We start from the raw sequence: 17,237 nt of genomic DNA on the forward strand, positions 1-17,237 counted from the left end.
TCATCGTCAAGATTAAATTCCAGAACCCCTGTCTGCTAACGCAGACAGGGGTTTTGTCGTTTCAGGGAATTAAAAAATCAGGCCGCTTTGCGAGCCGTATTGATCTTCCACGCAACCGATTACTCCGGAACGGTTTGTCACGGGGGTAATCACAGCGCCTCAGCTGAGGCCGTTTGAACGGCGCCCTTAAAATCGAAAAAGCCAGCCCCTGAATGATCAGGGGCTGGCTTTTTTATGCATAAGGATAAGGTTCAGAACTGGTAGCTGACTGTGGCCGCGACGTTGCGCTCTTCGCCCATGTAGCAGAAGCTCAGACTGGCGCAGGAGGCCACGTAAGACTCGTTGGTCAGGTTGTTCGCATTCAATCGAACGTCGACGCCCTTTAAGCCGACCTTGCCCAGGTCATAACCGATCGATGCGTCGAACAACGTGTAAGATGGCACCTTCAGTGTGTTTTCCGCATCCGCCCAGCTGTAACCGACATAACGCACACCACCGCCCAAACGCAGGCCATCGAATGCCGCGCTATCGAACTTGTAGTCGGCCCACAACGATGCCATGTGCCGCGGAGCCTGAGTCGGCGAGTTGCCTTTGTTTTCGATCACGTCGGTCGGCGTGCTCAGGGTACTGACCATCGACTTCGAATACTCGATATCGGTGAAGGTATAGCTACCGAGCACTTTCAGGTTGTCGGTCACCTGCATGTGCGCTTCCAGTTCCAGACCTTGCGAACGCACGGCGCCGACAGCACGGTAGAAATTTTCCTGCGGCAGCTTGGTCGCCAGGTTCTCCTGATCGATATGGAACAGCGAGGCGGTGAACAGATTGTCGGTGCCCGGCGGTTGGTACTTCAGGCCGACTTCCCATTGCGTTCCGTCGGTTGGCGGCAGTGGATTGCCGGCGCTGTCAGCATACGAGTTCGGGTTAAACGACTCGGAATAGCTGATGTACGGCGCCAAACCGTTTTCAAACAGATACAACGCGCCAGCGCGGCCGGTCAGCTTGGTGCGGCGGTCGTTGATTTCGGTGCCCACTGGCCGTCCCGCTTCGGCGATACGGTTCTCATCGGAAGTCTCGACCCAGTCCTGACGCAGGCCGAGTGAGAAGCGCCACTGGTCCATCTCGATCAGGTCTTGCAGGTATACGCCGGTTTGTTCCAGGTGGCGCAGATAACTGGTCTCGCCGTACATGTCGATCGCCGAATTGCCGTAGACCGGGTCGAAGGCATTGATCGGCGCCAAGCCGCCGCTGGTCCAGTCGACCACGGTTTTGCGCCGTTGATAATCTGCGCCCATCAACACGGTGTGCTTGGTGGCACCGGTGAAGAATTCGGCCTGCAGCATGTTGTCGACGATGAACGCATGCAGACGCTCATCGCCGCCGGTGTAATAGCGATTCAGTTCGTTGCTGGTTGGCGTCGTCCAGCCATAGGCGTAGACCTGATCCATGTTCACTTTGGAGTCGAGGTAACGGAAATTCTGCCGCGCCGTGAAGACATCGTTGAAGCGATGTTCGAACTGATAGCCAAACGACTGCTGATTCCGCGAATACCCATCAACTCCCGGCTCGCCCTCGAAGAAGTGCGGCGAGATGCGGTTGCCGTTGCGCTGATGAATCGTCCCGTCTGCCGGCACGCCACCGTGGTAGCCGCCATCCGGATCGTGCTGCAGGTACGCCTGCAGCTTCAGCGAAGTGTCTTCAGTGAAATCGATGCTCAGGGTCGGGGCGAGAGCGAAGCGTTTTTCCTTGTTGTGGTCGAATTGCGTGTCGGACTGATCCGTCAAACCGGTCAGACGATAGGCGATGCGCTTGTCGTCATCGATCGGACCGCTGAAGTCAAAACCGACACCACGCTGGCCTTGGGTGCCGACCGTGGCCTGAACCTGATGATAGGCCTCGTACAACGGCTTTTTGCTGGTCAGCGCCACCAGGCCACCGGGCGAACTGCGACCGTACAACACGGACGATGGGCCTTTGAGAATATCCACGCGTTCAAGGAAATACGGATCGACCTGCATGGTGCTGTAGGTGCCGCTGTCGCCCATCGACTTGAGGCCGTCGAGATAGATGTTGTCCACCGAACCGTCGTTGAAACCGCGCATCGCCACGTAATCGTAGCGATGCGTCGCGCCGTAAGGGTTGGTCAGCACGCCGGGGGTATAACGCATCGTCTGGGAGACGGTCTGCGAGCCTTGGTCGTCCATTTGCTCGCGAGTCACCACCGATACGCTTTGTGACGTTTCTAGCAACGCGGTACTGGTCTTGGTGGCGATCTGGCTGTGGGTGGCGTTGTAGCCCTCCATGCTGCCCAGTGCATTTCCGAGAGCGAAGCCTTTGATATCAGTGGCCGGCAGCGCCAGTGCATCGCTGTCGCTGACCGAGTCCAGAATGTAGCTGCTGCCATCCTGGCTGACCGCTTCCAGACCCGAGCCACTCAGCAAATGGCTCAACGCTTGATCGGTTGAATATTCGCCCTGCACGCCCGGCGACTGCCGCCCCTGCGTTTGCTGGGGTGTCATCGACAAGGTAATACCCGCCTCGCGCGCAAACCGGTTCAGTGCTTCGTCCAAGGGGCCGGCGCCAATGTTGTAGCGATGGCTGCTCGCTTCACTGGCATTAGCGGCGAGGCTCAGGGCAGGCAACACTCCGGTGCCCAGAACAGTGGAGAGCAGGGCGGCGCGAACGGCGTGGCGTAACAGGCCTGATTCGGCAGTGAAATGCAGAGGTTTCTTACAGGTGATGCGGACAGTCATTGTCGGTTTCCGTGGCAAGTCGCTAGAGCGGAATGGAAGTGCTTACTGACTAAGCCGGACTTGCCGCAAAAAACCGCCAAAATAATTTCAGGCCACTGCCTCAATCATTACCCACCACCGGGTGCGGTAGCGCAATTGCACCGGCAACGTCTGCGGCAAAATGGCCAACAGCTTATCGGTGTCCTCCAGGCGGAACACGCCGGACAGGCGCAAATCTGCCACCGCCGGCGCGCACGTCACGAAACCTGGACGATAACGTCCGATCTCGTTGAGAAAGTCGCCCAGGCGCATATTGCGAGTGACGATCAGACCGTCGACCCACGCGCCCGCGTCCATATCTGGTGGCGGCGCCGGGCGTACCTGGTGGTGATCGATCAGGTAGGTCTGCCCGGCGAGTGCCTCGACCGAGGTGCCAGCGCTATGAATGGTCACACGGCCGTGGGTGACGCTCAGCCGCGTGCAATTACTGTCCTGACGCAGAATGAAGCGGGCGTGGGTCGGCTCATAAACGCCGTGACGACTTTGTACGCGTAGCGCCCGATTGAACGCCGCGCCTTCATCGTTACCACCGCAGGTGACGATGATTTCGCCGCGAGTGAGTTTGATCAGCCGCTGTTGCGCGGTGTAATCCAGATCCACTGCGCTGGCAGTGTTCAGCTCGATCCGCGTGCCGTCGGGCAACTGGAACCCGCGACGCTCGCCGGTCGCTGTGGCGTAATCTGCGCGCCACTGCTGCCAGACGGAGGTGTCCTTGGCCAGCCATGCCGCGGAGCCCATCAGCACCGCGCCGGACAGCAGCTTCAAGGCTTGTCGCCGGCCCAGTCCTTGCGCACTGTTTTCCAGCGTATTGAATGCGATCTGGGCGCCGGGCACGGCGCGCAGGTTATGGCTCAGTTCAGCCTGCAGCGTTTGCACGCGCTGCCAAGCCAGTTCATGTTCATGATGTTCGGCGCGCCACGCGTCGCACTGATGACTCAGGCGCGCATTGCCATGATTGTTGCGCAGCCGCAGCAACCAGTGGATGGCTTGCCTGACCACCTGTTGCGTCGGCTCGGCGTGACGCCCGACTGAGTTGTTATCCACAAGCATCAACTTGCGTACCGCAACACGTAGCAGTGATACAGCGCAGCGGCGACGTAACGTTCGACTGAGCGCAGAGACAAGCCCGTTCGCGCGGCGATCTGCTTGTGGGTCAAGCCTTCGCACTGCGCGAGCAGAAACGCCTGACGCACTTTCGGCCGCAAGCCTTCGAGCATGCGCGCGATGTCCTCAAGCAATTCGATCACCAGCGCGCGGGTTTCGGCGCTTGGGGCTTCGGCTTCGCGCAAGTGGGCGATGGATTCGAGATAGGCGCGTTCGATTTCTTCACGACGCCAGAGGTCGATCACCAAACCACGGGCGATGGTGCTTAAAAATGCGCGAGGTGCTTTCAGTTCCAGGCGTTCGCTGCGCTGCAGCAGACGGACGAAGGTGTCCTGGGCCAGATCCGCCGCATCCGCGGCATTGCCCAGTCGCGCCCGCAGCCAGGCGTTGAGCCAGCCGTGATGACTCCTGTAAAGCGCCTGCACTGCAAACTCAGGTGAGGACATGAACGCGACAGCCCGAACGTCACAAATGATAATTAGTCGCATTTTTATCAGGGGCTGCGAATTTTGCAACCTCTGCTCGGAGATCCAGCAAAAAAACTTCGTGGCGAACGCTCTGGCACGCCGTTCGGCGGGAATCTGGCAGAAATGCCGCACATTTCCCACAACGCCCTAAGTTTTCCGCGAACGGTGCCGACAGACTGGTGAGACATGCGTGCACCAAAGTAGAGCGGCCGTCAGAACGCCGCCTGCGCTGTACATGGAATGTTGCATCCCGGAACGCATCCCCACTTTTGCATAAGAAGTCCCATGAAATGAATCTCAAGTTCAGCCATAAAATCCTGTTGGCCGCCTCGGGCGTCGTGGTCCTGGCTTTCGCTTTGTTCACCCTCTACAACGACTATCTGCAGCGCAACACCATTCGCCAGAACCTTCAGTCGTCCGTGCAGCAGGCCGGCGATCTGACCGCCAGCAGCGTGCAGAACTGGATGAGCGGGCGAATTCTGGTGCTGGAAAACCTCGCGCAAAACGTTGCCCATCAGGGCAAGGACGCCGATTTCCCGGGGCTGGTCGATCAACCGGCCTTCACCTCGAACTTCCAGTTCACCTACGTCGGCCAGGCCAACGGGGTGTTCACCCAGCGTCCTGACGCGAAGATGCCGGACGGCTACGACCCGCGTCAGCGCCCTTGGTACAAGCAGGCCGTGGTCGCCGACAAAACCATGCTGACGCCGCCGTACATGGCGGCGGTCGGTGGTCTGGTCGTGACCATCGCCATGCCGGTGAAAAAGAATGGCGAACTGCTGGGTGTGGTCGGCGGTGACCTGAGCCTGGAAACACTGGTGAAGATCATCAACTCGGTGGACTTCGGTGGCCTCGGTCACGCATTCCTCGTCAGCGGTGACGGCCAGGTGATCGTCAGCCCGGACAAAGACCAGGTAATGAAGAACCTCAAGGACATCTACCCGAACACTGGCGTGCGCATCGAGAAGGGCAACCAGAACGTGGTACTCAACGGCCAGGAGCGCATTCTGTCGTTCACCCCGGTCAGCGGCTTGCCGAATGCCGACTGGTACATCGGCCTGTCGATCGATCGTGACAAGGCCTATGCCGCGCTCAGCCAGTTCCGCACTTCGGCGTTGATCGCGATGTTCGTCGCGGTCGCTGCGATTGCGCTGCTGCTGAGCCTGCTGATCAACGTTCTGATGCGTCCGCTGACCACCATGGGTCGTGCGATGCAGGACATCGCTCAAGGTGAAGGCGACCTGACCCGTCGTCTGGTCGTGCAAGGCAAGGATGAGTTCGCTGAACTGGGCAGTTCGTTCAACCAGTTCGTCGAGCGCATTCACGCGTCGATCTCCGAAGTGTCGTCGGCCACCCGTCATGTACACGACCTGTCGCAACGGGTGATGGCCTCGTCCAACGCTTCGATCGTCGGTTCCGACGAACAAAGCGCCCGCACCAACAGCGTGGCCGCCGCGATCAACCAGTTGGGCGCTGCGACTCAGGAAATCGCCCGCAACGCCGCCGACGCTTCGCAACACGCCAGCGGCGCGAGTGAGCAGGCCGATGACGGTCGTCAGGTGGTCGAACAGACGATTCAGGCGATGACCGAGCTGTCGCAGAAGATCAGCCTGTCGTGCACCCAGATCGAAACCCTCAATGCCAGCACCGACAACATTGGCCACATCCTCGATGTGATCAAAGGCATCTCGCAGCAGACCAACCTGCTGGCGCTCAACGCGGCCATCGAAGCGGCCCGTGCCGGTGAAGCCGGACGTGGTTTTGCGGTGGTGGCAGACGAAGTGCGTAACCTCGCGCATCGCACTCAGGAGTCGGCGGAAGAGATCCACAAGATGATCACTTCGTTGCAGGTCGGTTCCCGTGAAGCGGTGACCACCATGAACGCCAGTCAGGCGTCCAGCGAAGAGAGCGTGGAAGTGGCCAATCAGGCGGGCCTGCGCCTGGTCAGCGTGACCCAGCGCATTGGTGAAATCGACGGCATGAACCAGTCGGTGGCCGCAGCAACCGAAGAGCAGACGGCGGTGGTGGAAACCCTCAACGTCGACGTCAATCAGATCAACCTGCTGAACCAGCAGAGCGTCGCCAACCTCAATGAAACGTTGAAGGATTGTGATGCGTTGTCGCAGCAGGCGAATCGGTTGAAGCAGTTGGTCGACAGCTTCAAGATCTGACGTCTAGCAGACTGCGTTATCGTTCATCGCGGGCAAGCCCGCTCCCACAGGATTTCTGGCGAACACAATATCTGTGACCGACCTGGAACTTGTGGGAGCTGGCTTGCCAGCGATAGCGGCTGTGCAATCACTGCCAATCTGAAGCCTTAGACAAACAGCTTCAGCACATTCCCCATCGCATCATCGGCAAACCCCTGCACGAAATCCTTGAACCCCGGCAGCGCCTCGGCACCTCCGCTGGCCGGTTCGGCAATGATTGTCCAGGTCGCCCGCGACTTGCCCGCCCCCAAAGATTCCACATTCATCGCCGCCCACAGATTGGCCACACCCAGCGTGTTGTAGATCGTGGTCCAGGTCATGGCGCGCGCCTGCTCATCGCGGGAGTTGAGTTGCTCGACCACCACGTTGCCGTCCTTGAAGAACTTCTTGCGTAGCGAGGACACGCCTTCACCGGTCATTTCGATGTGCGACAGTGCCGGAATAAACCGGTCGAAACCGGCGAAGTTGCCGACCACCGCCCAAACCTGCGCCGCGTCCGCCGGCACTTCCACCGACGACACAACGTGGCAGCCGTGCGGGTTTTTGATCAAGGTGTCGGGTTGCAGATTGCTCATGGTGTTGCTCCTTTTTGGGTGAACTAGATGAAGTTGATCTGTTTCAGGTAATCGCAGCCGCGACGCAGCAGCGCCGGGGATTTTTCCGGGTACTGCGCGCCCATTTGTTGCACGCCGGCTTCCGCGTTGGCGTGGCCGATCAGGGAGATGTCGCCGATGTCTTCCTCGAAGCCGTTGAGGTAGAAACCGAGCACGCCGAACAGCGCGTTGTCGGCGTCGACCCGGCCCAGTTGCTGTTGCCAGTCGGCGACACTGACCAGCGAAAATTCGCTGCCGGTTTCGCGGAACGAAGCGACGTAGGCATCCCAACTCAGTGGCTCGGGGTTGTGCAGGTTGAACACCGCTCGCTCGGTCGAATAACGGCTGGCGTGGAAGGCGATGAAACGGGCGAGAAAGTCCACCGGCATCAGGTCGAAATTCAGTGCGAAGGCCGGCACCTGACCGAGTTGGATCGAGCCCTTGAGCATCAGCATCAAACGGTTCTTGTGCGGCTGGCAGACGCCGCTCAGGCTGTTGAAACTGATGTTGCCGGGGCGATACAGGTTGACCCACACCCCACGCTCGCGCGCCCGTTCAAGGATGCGTTCGCCAACCCACTTCGACAGGTTGTAGCCGTTACGAATGTAGATCGGCGGAGTTGGCGCGGCGGGCAGTTCGAGCACGCGGCCGTCGCTATCGACAGTGCTTGAAGCGGACAGCGTCGAGACAAAGTTGAAGACCTTTTTGCTGCGCCCTTCACACAGGCGCAGCAGCTCGAAAATCGGCTCGACGTTATCCGCGGCCAGCGACTCGTAATCGAGTACGTGGTTGACGTTGGCGGCGTTGTGCACCAGTGCGCCGAACTCGCGATCCAGGCGCTGATAATCGGCGTCGGCCAGGCCCAGTTGCGGACGGGTGATGTCTGCCGAGTAGATCCGCACCCGGCTCAGGTCCAGATGCTCCAGGCGGTTCTCGCGCAACGCCTGGGCAAAGCGCTGCGCCGCCGTTTGTCCGCCACCGTCACGCACCAGACACGCCACCTCGCTGGCGCCCCAGCCGAGCAGCGCTTCGACAATGTGTACGCCGACAAAACTGTTGGCGCCGGTGACGATCACCTTGTGCACATCGCCCAGGCGACTGATCGGCAACGGCTCGATGTTCAGCGGGCGTTCGGCGTCGGCCATGGCCTGGGCGCTGAGCACCGCGCTGTCATCGGTCCCGCGCACCAGCGTTGCGAGCTTGATGATGGTCGGCAATTCGATGAAGCGGTTGATCGAGATGCTGCGCCCGAACTCCTCACGCAAACGCAGCAACATGCGCGACAGCAGGATCGAATGCCCACCGAGGTTGAAGAAACTTTCGTCGGTGGAAATATCGCTGGTGGGCAGCTCCAGCAGTTCCGCCCAGATCTCCAGCAGCAGCGCTTCGTCGGCATTTGCCGGCAGGCATTTCGGGCCGCTGTCCTGCACGCTCACCGGCAGTTCCAGCAACGCCTTGCGGTCGACCTTGCCGTTGCTGGCGAATGGCATGTGCGGCAGTTCAGTCCACGCTACCGGTTGCATGTAGTCCGGCAAAAACTGCTGGGCATGCGCCTTCAATAGATCGCGTGCAGCGTCCGACTGCGGCTGCGCAAGGAACGCCAGAATCCGCCGCTGACTGTCGATCACCACCGCCACCTGACGGTACAACTGGCTCTCGCGCAGGCAGCGTTCGATCTCCTCCGGCTCGACCCGGAAACCACGGATCTTCACCTGATTGTCGCGCCGTCCGCACAGCTCGATACCGTGCTCGCCCCATTTGGCCATGTCGCCGCTGCGGTACGCGCGCAACGTTTGGCCGTGCGGCAGTTGCAGGGTCAGGTAGCGCTCGGCGGTCTGCTGCGGGTTGTTCAGATAACCGAGGCAAACGCCGGGGCCAACGATGAACAATTCGCCGACAGTGTTCTCTGGCACCGGTTGCAAGTCGTCATCGAGAATCAGCACCTGACTGTTGGCGATCGGCGCGCCGAGGGTGCGGTTGCTGTCACCCGGTTGCAGTTGCCGGGCGGTGATCAGCACCGTGGCTTCGGTGGGGCCGTAGAGGTTATGCAATTTGCCCTGACGGGTCAGTTGCTCGATGACGAAGGGCTCGCAGACGTCGCCGCCGGTCATGACCTCGACGCCTTGCAGTTGCTCCAGCGGCAGGATGCTCAGCAGCGCCGGCGGCAAGAACGCGTGGGTCAGTTGCCGGCGGCGGATCAGCGCCACCAGTTGCAGCGGATCGCGGCGCTGGGTGTCATCCGGCACCACCAGTTCGGCGCCTTGCAGCAGGCTCGGGAAGATATCGATCAGCGAAGAATCGAAGCTCAGCGAAGAGAACTGCAAGACCCGACTTTCAGCGCGCAACTGCACGTAATCGGCGTACCACGCGGTGAAGTGCGCGAGGTTCGCCTGGCTCAGCAGCACACCCTTCGGATGCCCGGTGGTGCCCGAGGTATAGAGCGCCATGCACGGCGCTTCAAGCGTCGGCCGCTGACGCATCAACGGTTGGCTGGGATCCGCATCCGCGCTGCCGATACAGCTGACATCCAGACCGGGCATTGACTCACTCAGCGGATGCTCGCCGTCGTGCAGCAACAACACCGCGCCGGCGTTCTGCAGGATGTATTGCTGGCGCTGCAACGGATGGCTCGGCTCCAGCGGCAGGTACACTGCGCCACTGCCGAGCACCGCCAGAATCGAGGCAAACAGCGCCGGGCTTTTCGGCTGACAGATACCTACGATCCACGGCTGCGGATGTTGCTCGAGCAATGGCAGCAGGTGTTGCTGGATCGCACAGCTGTGGGCGTGTAACTGGCGATAGCTGAGCGACTGCTCGGCCAGGTGCAGCGCCGGTCGCTCGGCGTGTTCGATCAGGCTGCGTTGCAGACGCTCGATCAACGGGATCTGCGCCTGCGTAAGCAGCACCGGGTTGGCCGTGTCGTTAAGGCGATGGACGTAGGCCAGGCTGTCGAGAAACCGCAGGTCTTCCACCTGTTCGAAATCCGCTGCCGTGGCGGGCATCACCTGCTGGAAATACTCGGCATCGCGGGAGAAACGGCTGACCAGCAGCGCAACTTCGTCGACCACCTGCGTCAGCACCCGCTGGCGCAGAGCCTGACCGTTGCCGGACGGCTCATCGCCAATCGGCACTCGGCAGATCAGAGACGAACCAAGGAAGCACAGCAGGTCGAGCGTCGGTAAACCGCCAAGGCTTTGCGCAGCGATACCCAGGCGCAGATGCAAGTGCGGGATGGCGCAGAAATCGCCGGCGCCGATGAAGCCATCGTCGATGATCAGATCCACCGGCGATTGCGCCGCGCCGCTGCGCAGCAAGGTGTGACCGTGTTGTTCGAGTTCCTGCGCCAGGTCGGTCATGGCCTGGCTGGCGCCAATCAGCAAAATGTCGAGACGTCTCATGTCAGCCTCCTCATCAAACCAGATAGTCGCGCAGGGCGTGCTGCACGCAGGGCGTGTCGAGCAGCGAGCTGCTGTGGAAAAAACGCACGATGTTGCCCACCAGCGGATGGTGGCGATTGATCGGGAAGGCCAGCCCGGTCATCTCGTCACTGAGGGAACGGCGCACGGCATCGCTGACCGGCAAGGCGTCGATCAGGCGCAGATCGAAGGACTTCTGAATGTCGTTGGTCAGGTAATGGCCGATGAACACCGGCAGGATCTGCGCGATGGTTTCCCGGTCTGCGTCACTGGTGGTGTGCCAATAGATGCGCACCATGCGCGCCCAGAAACTGGAGTGCCGGCCCTCATCGAGCAAGTGATCGGCCATCAGGCCTTTGATCGACGGCTTGACCGTATCGTCCCGGGCAAACGCTGCGACATCGCCGGTTACGGTGTTTTCGGCGATGGCCACGCAGATCAGTTCCACTGCGCTGCGCAGGTGCTCGGGCGCCAGTGCCACGGCGGCAGGAATTGCCCGGCTCAGTTCGATTTCAGTGGGCAGTTCGATCGGCTCGATGCCGGTCATCGCCACGGTCTGCTGCATGAAGTCCATCGCCACCAGCGCGTGGTAATCCTCGTCCACCACCACGGTCATGGCGTCGTAGCGACAGGCGAACGGGAAGGCCACGGCAAAGCGATTCTTGGCGATACTGCGCGCGGTCTTGTCGACGATCTCGGTCTCGAAAATCACCACGTCGTTGATGAACTTGTACAGCGTCTGCACCAGGGCAAAATCCCGTTGTTGCGGGCACTCGCGCAGGAAGGTTTCGCTGAGTACCAAGGGCTGGCGGCTCAACGGATAGATCAGGCGCTCATCGTCTTCCAGTACGCGCCGTGGCCGGGTGCGGATGGTGGCGCGGCTTTCCCAGGCGTCGGCGAAGGATTGGTAATCGGCGGCGTTCATTGGGCCACCTCCGCCAACGGTTCGCGCATGCTCAGACGCAGGCCGTCCCACAAGGCGATGCGGCTTTCCACCGCCGCGATGGCGCTGGCGTAGACCTCGGCTTCGCGTTGCGGATCGCCATCGACCAGACGCTCAAGCAGTTGCTCCGCCGCCGGACCGTGATCTTCGGAATCGACCTCGATGTGGCGCTCCAGGTAATAGCGAAAGGTTGGCGCCTGTTCGATACCGATCCCCCAGTCATCGAGGATGCGCTGGAACATGGTCGGGATGACGCTCTCGCGACCATGCAGAAACGCGGCAGCGACGCTGTGGCCTGGCGCATGCAGCGCGGTGTTTAGCGTCTCGCGAACAAATTTTGCTGCTGCCGGATCCACTTCCACGCTTTGCAGGGCGACGTCGTAACTCACGCCTTCCTGTTGCAACGCGACAAACCGTTCGACCGCCGTGGTGCTCGCACCGACTTCACGCATTGCGTCCAGATACAGCTCGAAATGGCTGTAATGGCCGTGAGCGGGACGGTCGTCGGACTCTTCGCCGAGCACGATCTCGTTGATCAGCCGCGCAGCATGCGGATCACGCGGCGGCAGCCAAGGCAGACGGGTGCAGGTCAGTTCCTGTTGCAGACGTTTGGTCAGCGACATGAAATCCCAGACGGCGAAGACGTGGGATTCCATGAACCGGCGCAGTACCGATAACGAATCGATTTCAGTAAAGATCGGATGAACGCTCAATTGAGCTTTTATCAGGGCGAGTTGTTCTTTAGTTGGCATCATGGCTAACCTCGGTGTTATTGGAATAGAGAAAGTTGCTCGTTCGGTGCGTCAACGCGGACTGGCTGTTTCTTGAACTTTTATAGTGGCGAGCGCTGGCCTCATTCAGATAAATGAAAGTGTGCGAAGTGCATGGGAGGCTCTGGACTATGCCTGGGCGACTATTTGCCAAGGCTGTCAGCTGAGTGCGGAGCCGTGCCGTGTTTGCGGGGTTTAACCTGCTCGGCGAGGAAAAACTAATACATCATCAAATAACTTAACAAGTTTATTTTTAATTATTTTAAGTTTGCTGTTTTTTAAGTATGAGACGATCCGGTAAAACTTATTAATTAGGTTTTACTTGGGCGTAGTTGCTCCTTTCGGCGAACAGTGGCCAAAATTGAAGACAAGAGTGAATGCCTCACTCAGAGCAACTTTTCGATACAAGGGTTGAAGTTATGTATAGGGGTGAAAGTTGGCCGGGAACGGCGCCGTAACTTCCTTTTATCCCGTGGCAAGGCTCCTTCCGTAGGTTCCTGGTGCGAGGACTGCGCCGGCGGTGCCGTGCGTCCCCGTTCTTCATGGGTTGGCTGTTCAAGAGTGCGGGTAAATTGGCGGGACGGCTATGACCGATTCGTCCGCGGCGAGCTGCAATACCGGACTTATGGGGGCGCTGGGAGGTTAGAGCGAACAGGCGAATCCGCCACCGGGTTTGCGGCAGACCGTAGAGAGGATTTGTAAGCGGGTTATTCGCCGGTCAGCTGCAAGGGTCTGAAACCGGCGTGGAGGGGATCAGCGAACGGCCTTGCGGTGTTGTCCGGCAGGGCTGGCGAGGTAACGGGTGATCACCTCGACGCCACGGTTGAGGTGTTGTGTGAGCAGCTTCACCGACAGTTCGACATCGCGTTCGATTACGGCCTGGAGCATCGCGCGGTGATCTTCCTGGGATAGTTTGCCCAGGCCCATGGCTTCAAGGTTGAATCGCAGAAAGCGCTCTTCTTCATTCAGGCCGCCTTCGACCAGTCGCAGCAACCGCTGATTCGGCGCCTTGCTGTACAAAGCCATGTGGAACAGGCGATTGAGCCGACCGATTTCGCTGTAGTCGTGCTGGGTCTCAAGTGCTTCGATAAAACTGGCGGCAAGCGCGTGATCGGCGCTGGTCAGCAGCGGGATCGACTGGCGCATGGCTTCGGATTCGAGCAGGATTCGCAACTCGTAGGTTTCGGTAGCGTCGCCCTGAATCAGCGGGGCAACCACGGCGCCCTTGTGGGTGGTGACGCTCAGCAGCTCCTGCGCTTCGAGCTGGCGCAGAGCCTCGCGCACCGGCATGCGGCTGACCCCGAACAGGTCAGCCAGATCCTGCTGACGCAGGGCGGTGCCGCACGGTAAACGACCGTCAAGGATCGCCGAGCGTAAGGTCTCTTCGATGATCGAACGGGCAAGATGTGCAGGAATCGGCCCATCGACCTTGATGCTGTGCAGCGGTTTGGGCTTCTGTGTCACAACTACTCACCCTGAATGAAGACGGAATTTGGATCCAAAGACACTAGTGATTGCTCTACAGGTTGTCAAACCATGTAAAGGATTGCTGTCCTGAGTAAAGTTTAGCGCGCTGGCGATGATCTCATGGTGCCATTGTTTTTTGCCGGGCTAAGCTTCACCATCAAACGCTTTCCTTCCTGCCCCTTGGAAACCAGCTGTGGCGGTACGTTTCGCGATCCCTCGGACTTTGCGCTGGCTAGGCTGCGCACTGCTGCTGGCCGGCGTCATGCTGGGCGGTCTGCATGCCGATTGGGATTTTTCCGCGATCAGCCGCAAAGCCACGGCGCTGTACGGGCCGCTGGGCGCCGGGCAGCAGCGGATCGATGCCTGGCAGAACCTGCTGGCCACGCAGAAACAAGTCAGCGAGATGGAAAAGCTGAAAGTCGTGAACCTGTTTTTCAACAAACAGGTGCGCTATGTAGAGGACATCGATCTGTGGGGCCAGGTCGATTATTGGGAGACACCCATCGAAGCGTTGTGGAAAGGCGCCGGCGATTGCGAAGACTACGCGATCGCCAAGTATTTCAGCCTGCGCCATCTTGGGGTTTCCAGTGACAAGCTGCGCATCACCTACGTCAAGGCACTGCGCCAGAATCGCGCGCACATGGTACTGACTTACTACGCCACCCCCGATGCCATGCCGCTGGTGCTCGACAGCCTGATCGATCCGATTCAGCCTGCGTCCCAGCGAACCGATTTGCTGCCGGTCTACTCTTTCAATGCTGAAGGTCTGTACCTGCCGGGAGCCAAGGGCAACAAAAAGGTCGGTGACACCAAACGCCTGTCGCGCTGGCAGGATGTGCTGAAGAAAATGCAGGCCGAAGGTTTTCCGGTCGAAACGACTAACTAGGAGCACGCGCTCAGATGTCTTTGTTCAAACAGCTGTTGATCGCTATCTGTCTGTTCCTGGTGGTCGCCTTCACCGGCAGCTTCATGGTCAGTCTGGAGAGCTCGCGCACCCAGTACGTCAACCAGCTGCGCTCCCATGCCCAGGACGCTGCCACGGCGCTGGCGTTGTCGCTGACGCCGAATATCGACGACCCGGCGATGGTCGAGCTGCTGGTCAGCTCGATTTTCGACAGCGGCTATTACGCGAGCATCCGCGTGGTCGATCTCAAGACAGACCAGACCATTGTCGAGCGCAGCGGGATTCCGGCGGTGAGCAATGTGCCTGACTGGTTCGTCAAACTGATCGGCCTGGAACCGGCCGGTGGCGATGCCTTGGTCAGCCGTGGCTGGGAGCAGGCCGCGCGGGTCGAGGTGGTCAGCCACCCGATGTTTGCCGTGGCCAAGCTGTGGCAGAGCGCGTTGGGCAGCCTCGGCTGGCTGTTGCTGTGCGGCGCGGTCAGTGCCGTGCTTGGCGCGCTGCTGCTGCGCCGGCAACTGCGCCCGCTGGATTACATGGTCAAGCAGTCCCACGCCATCGCCCGTCGCGAGTTCCTCAGCCTGCCGGAGCTGCCGCGCACCCCGGAACTGCGGCGCGTGGTGCAGGCGATGAACCAGATGGTCGAGAAGCTCAAGGCGTTGTTCCAGGAACAGGCCGAGCGCAGTGAAAAACTGCGCGCCGAGTCTTATCAGGACACCCTCACCGGGCTGGCCAACCGGCGCTATTTCGAGATGCAACTGCACAATCGGGTGAGCAACCCGGAGCAGGCCAGTTCCGGTTACCTGCTGCTGTTGCGGGTCAAGGATCTGGCCGGGCTCAACCAGCGCCTGGGCGGTCAGCGCACGGATGAATTGTTGAAAGCCGTCGGCGAGCAGTTGTCCCGCGAATGCGCCAAATACCCGGAAACCCAGAACCTCATCACCCGGATTCGCGGCGGTGAATTCGCCGTGCTGGCGCCGGGGCTGGTGCGTGAAGAGGCGCTGCAACTGGCGCAAAACCTCGACAGTGCGCTGAGCAGCCTGCACGCCACCGGCGCCACTGATGTGCCGGCCGTGGCCTCCATCGGCCTTGCCCCGTTTGCCCACGGCGATTCACCGCAAGCAGTGCTGACCCTGGGTGATCAGGCGCTGGCGCAGGCCGAGGGGCAGGGCGAGCAGAACTGGGCGTGCATTGATCAGAGCCTGGTGGCCGAGGTTGGCGACGATCATCACGCCTGGCATCGATTGCTTGATCAGGCGCTGAATCAGCAGCGGTTCGAGTTGTACTTCCAACCGGTGGTGGCTGCGCAGGACACGCAACTGGTGCTGCATTACAAAGTGCTCTCGCGCTTGCTGGATGAGCAGGGCCAGACCATCCCGGCCGGACGTTTCCTGCCATGGCTCGAGCGTTTCGGCTGGACCGCACGACTTGACCGCTTGATGCTCGAACGCGTTCTGGAGCAGATGAAAGGGCACGAGGATTCGCTGGCGCTGAACCTGTCCTCGGCAACCCTGGCCGATCCACAGGCATTGAACAAAGTGTTCGAGATTCTGCGCGCGCACTCCGACCTCGGCGAGCGTCTGACGCTGGAGATCGGTGAGGAGCAACTGCCGGAGCAAGCGGTGCTGGAGCAGTTGACCCGGCGTCTGCGTGAACTCGGTTTCTCCCTGAGCCTGCAGCGCTTTGGTGGACGCTTCAGCATGATCGGCAACCTGGCGCGGTTGGGGCTTGCGTATCTGAAGATCGATGGCAGCTATATTCGTGCGATCGATCAGGAAAGTGACAAGCGTCTGTTCATCGAAGCCATCCAGCGGGCGGCGCACAGCATTGATCTGCCGCTGATTGCCGAGCGCGTCGAGACCGAAGGGGAATTGTCGGTGATTCGCGAGATGGGTTTGTATGGGGTGCAGGGGCAGCTGTTTGGTGAGCCCAAGCCCTGGAGCTGAGCCGTTGTCCGCGTGGCGTCAGTGATGCCGCCATCGCGGGCAAGCCCGCTCCCACAGGATTTTGTGTCGTTCACATAACTGCGGTAACCCATCCCATTGTGGGAGCGGGCTTGCCCGCGATGAGGCCAGATCAGTCAACGAAGATTCGGGATCAGATCAGCCCGCCTTCATCTTCATCGATCAACTGGCTCAACCCGCCCAATGCTTCCCGTGCCTGGGTCCGGTCCATCAGTTTGGCCTGCGCCGCCGGCGGCAGGTCGGTGACGCGGATCACGCCCTTCTGGGTCAACACCTGAATCAGGTCGTCGAGTACCCGAATCATTTCAAAGTCGCTCTGCTTGAGCTGTTTGAGGCTGTTTTCCACGGCTGCGTTGGCGAACCAGGCCTGGATGTCATGGTGGTCGGCCGGCAGCGTTTCCGTGGCCTCGGCGTAGGCCGCCGCTTCCACGCGAATCAACTGACCCTGCGCATCGCGTTGCACGTAAAACATTGAGCATCCCTCAGAAAGAACCAGCGTCATGCTGTCAGCAGCATAGGCCAACTGCGCGCGAGTATGCGGGGTGGCGACGAAATCGTCACCGCCGAGTTAGCCGCAAACGTGACGGCCGCCCCAAGGGGCGGCCGTTTT

12 protein-coding genes are annotated in these 17,237 nt (G+C 60.2%); 3 read left to right on the forward strand and 9 right to left on the reverse strand.

Features of this window, described 5'->3' with window-relative positions:
• Positions 1–251: 251 nt before the first annotated feature.
• From OC71_RS15505 to OC71_RS15515, 3 genes are all read right to left on the reverse strand, one after another.
• A complete protein-coding gene (locus OC71_RS15505; RefSeq protein ID WP_041070881.1) occupies positions 252–2,753 on the reverse strand; it encodes a TonB-dependent siderophore receptor in 2,502 nt (833 codons plus the stop codon).
• 87 nt (positions 2,754–2,840) lie between these two features.
• Entirely contained in the window at positions 2,841–3,842 is a 1,002-nt protein-coding gene (locus tag OC71_RS15510; protein WP_041070884.1) for a FecR domain-containing protein, read from the reverse strand.
• A complete protein-coding gene (locus OC71_RS15515; RefSeq protein ID WP_041070887.1) occupies positions 3,842–4,342 on the reverse strand; it encodes a sigma-70 family RNA polymerase sigma factor in 501 nt (166 codons plus the stop codon). Before OC71_RS15515 ends, OC71_RS15510 begins: the two co-directional genes overlap by 1 nt.
• 311 nt (positions 4,343–4,653) lie before the next feature.
• Between OC71_RS15515 and OC71_RS15520 the strand changes: the two genes are divergently transcribed.
• A complete protein-coding gene (locus tag OC71_RS15520) occupies positions 4,654–6,534 on the forward strand; it encodes a methyl-accepting chemotaxis protein (RefSeq protein WP_041070890.1) in 1,881 nt (626 codons plus the stop codon).
• Between the two features lie 146 nt (positions 6,535–6,680).
• On the opposite strand, the gene OC71_RS15525 is transcribed toward OC71_RS15520, so the two are convergent.
• The 5 genes from OC71_RS15525 to OC71_RS15545 all read right to left on the reverse strand — a co-directional run bounded on the left by OC71_RS15525 (position 6,681) and on the right by OC71_RS15545 (position 13,759).
• Entirely contained in the window at positions 6,681–7,148 is a 468-nt protein-coding gene (locus OC71_RS15525) for an SRPBCC family protein (RefSeq protein WP_041070893.1), read from the reverse strand.
• A gap of 23 nt (positions 7,149–7,171) precedes the next feature.
• The gene (locus OC71_RS15530; RefSeq protein WP_041070896.1) at positions 7,172–10,564 is read right to left on the reverse strand and encodes a non-ribosomal peptide synthetase; all 3,393 of its coding nucleotides are present in this window, start codon (positions 10,562–10,564) and stop codon (positions 7,172–7,174) included.
• 13 nt (positions 10,565–10,577) lie between these two features.
• Positions 10,578–11,507, reverse strand: a complete 930-nt coding sequence (locus OC71_RS15535; protein WP_041070899.1) for a diiron oxygenase — start codon at positions 11,505–11,507, stop codon at positions 10,578–10,580.
• Positions 11,504–12,280: a DUF3050 domain-containing protein gene (locus OC71_RS15540; RefSeq protein WP_041070902.1), complete on the reverse strand. Its 777-nt coding sequence runs from the start codon at positions 12,278–12,280 to the stop codon at positions 11,504–11,506. The genes OC71_RS15535 and OC71_RS15540 overlap by 4 nt, the downstream gene beginning before the upstream one ends.
• Before the next feature lie 768 nt (positions 12,281–13,048).
• Positions 13,049–13,759, reverse strand: coding sequence for a GntR family transcriptional regulator (locus OC71_RS15545; protein ID WP_041070905.1), 711 nt, complete (start codon positions 13,757–13,759; stop codon positions 13,049–13,051).
• Positions 13,760–13,955: 196 nt separating this feature from the next.
• Here OC71_RS15545 and lapG point away from each other — a divergent pair, with 196 nt between their 5' ends.
• The gene (gene lapG, locus OC71_RS15550) at positions 13,956–14,648 is read left to right on the forward strand and encodes a cysteine protease LapG (RefSeq protein WP_007962016.1); all 693 of its coding nucleotides are present in this window, start codon (positions 13,956–13,958) and stop codon (positions 14,646–14,648) included.
• Between the two features lie 14 nt (positions 14,649–14,662).
• Positions 14,663–16,609 (forward strand): cyclic di-GMP receptor LapD, encoded by a 1,947-nt coding sequence (gene lapD / locus OC71_RS15555; protein WP_041070907.1) that lies wholly within the window; start codon positions 14,663–14,665, stop codon positions 16,607–16,609.
• 151 nt (positions 16,610–16,760) lie between these two features.
• On the opposite strand, the gene OC71_RS15560 is transcribed toward lapD, so the two are convergent.
• Complete coding sequence (locus OC71_RS15560; RefSeq protein ID WP_041070910.1) at positions 16,761–17,099, reverse strand: hypothetical protein; 339 nt, start codon at positions 17,097–17,099, stop codon at positions 16,761–16,763.
• Between the last annotated feature and the right edge of the window lie 138 nt (positions 17,100–17,237).

It is taken from the genome of Pseudomonas sp. W15Feb9B (genome assembly GCF_000828175.1).
In the GTDB taxonomy this organism is placed as follows: Bacteria; Pseudomonadota; Gammaproteobacteria; order Pseudomonadales; family Pseudomonadaceae; genus Aquipseudomonas; species Aquipseudomonas parakoreensis.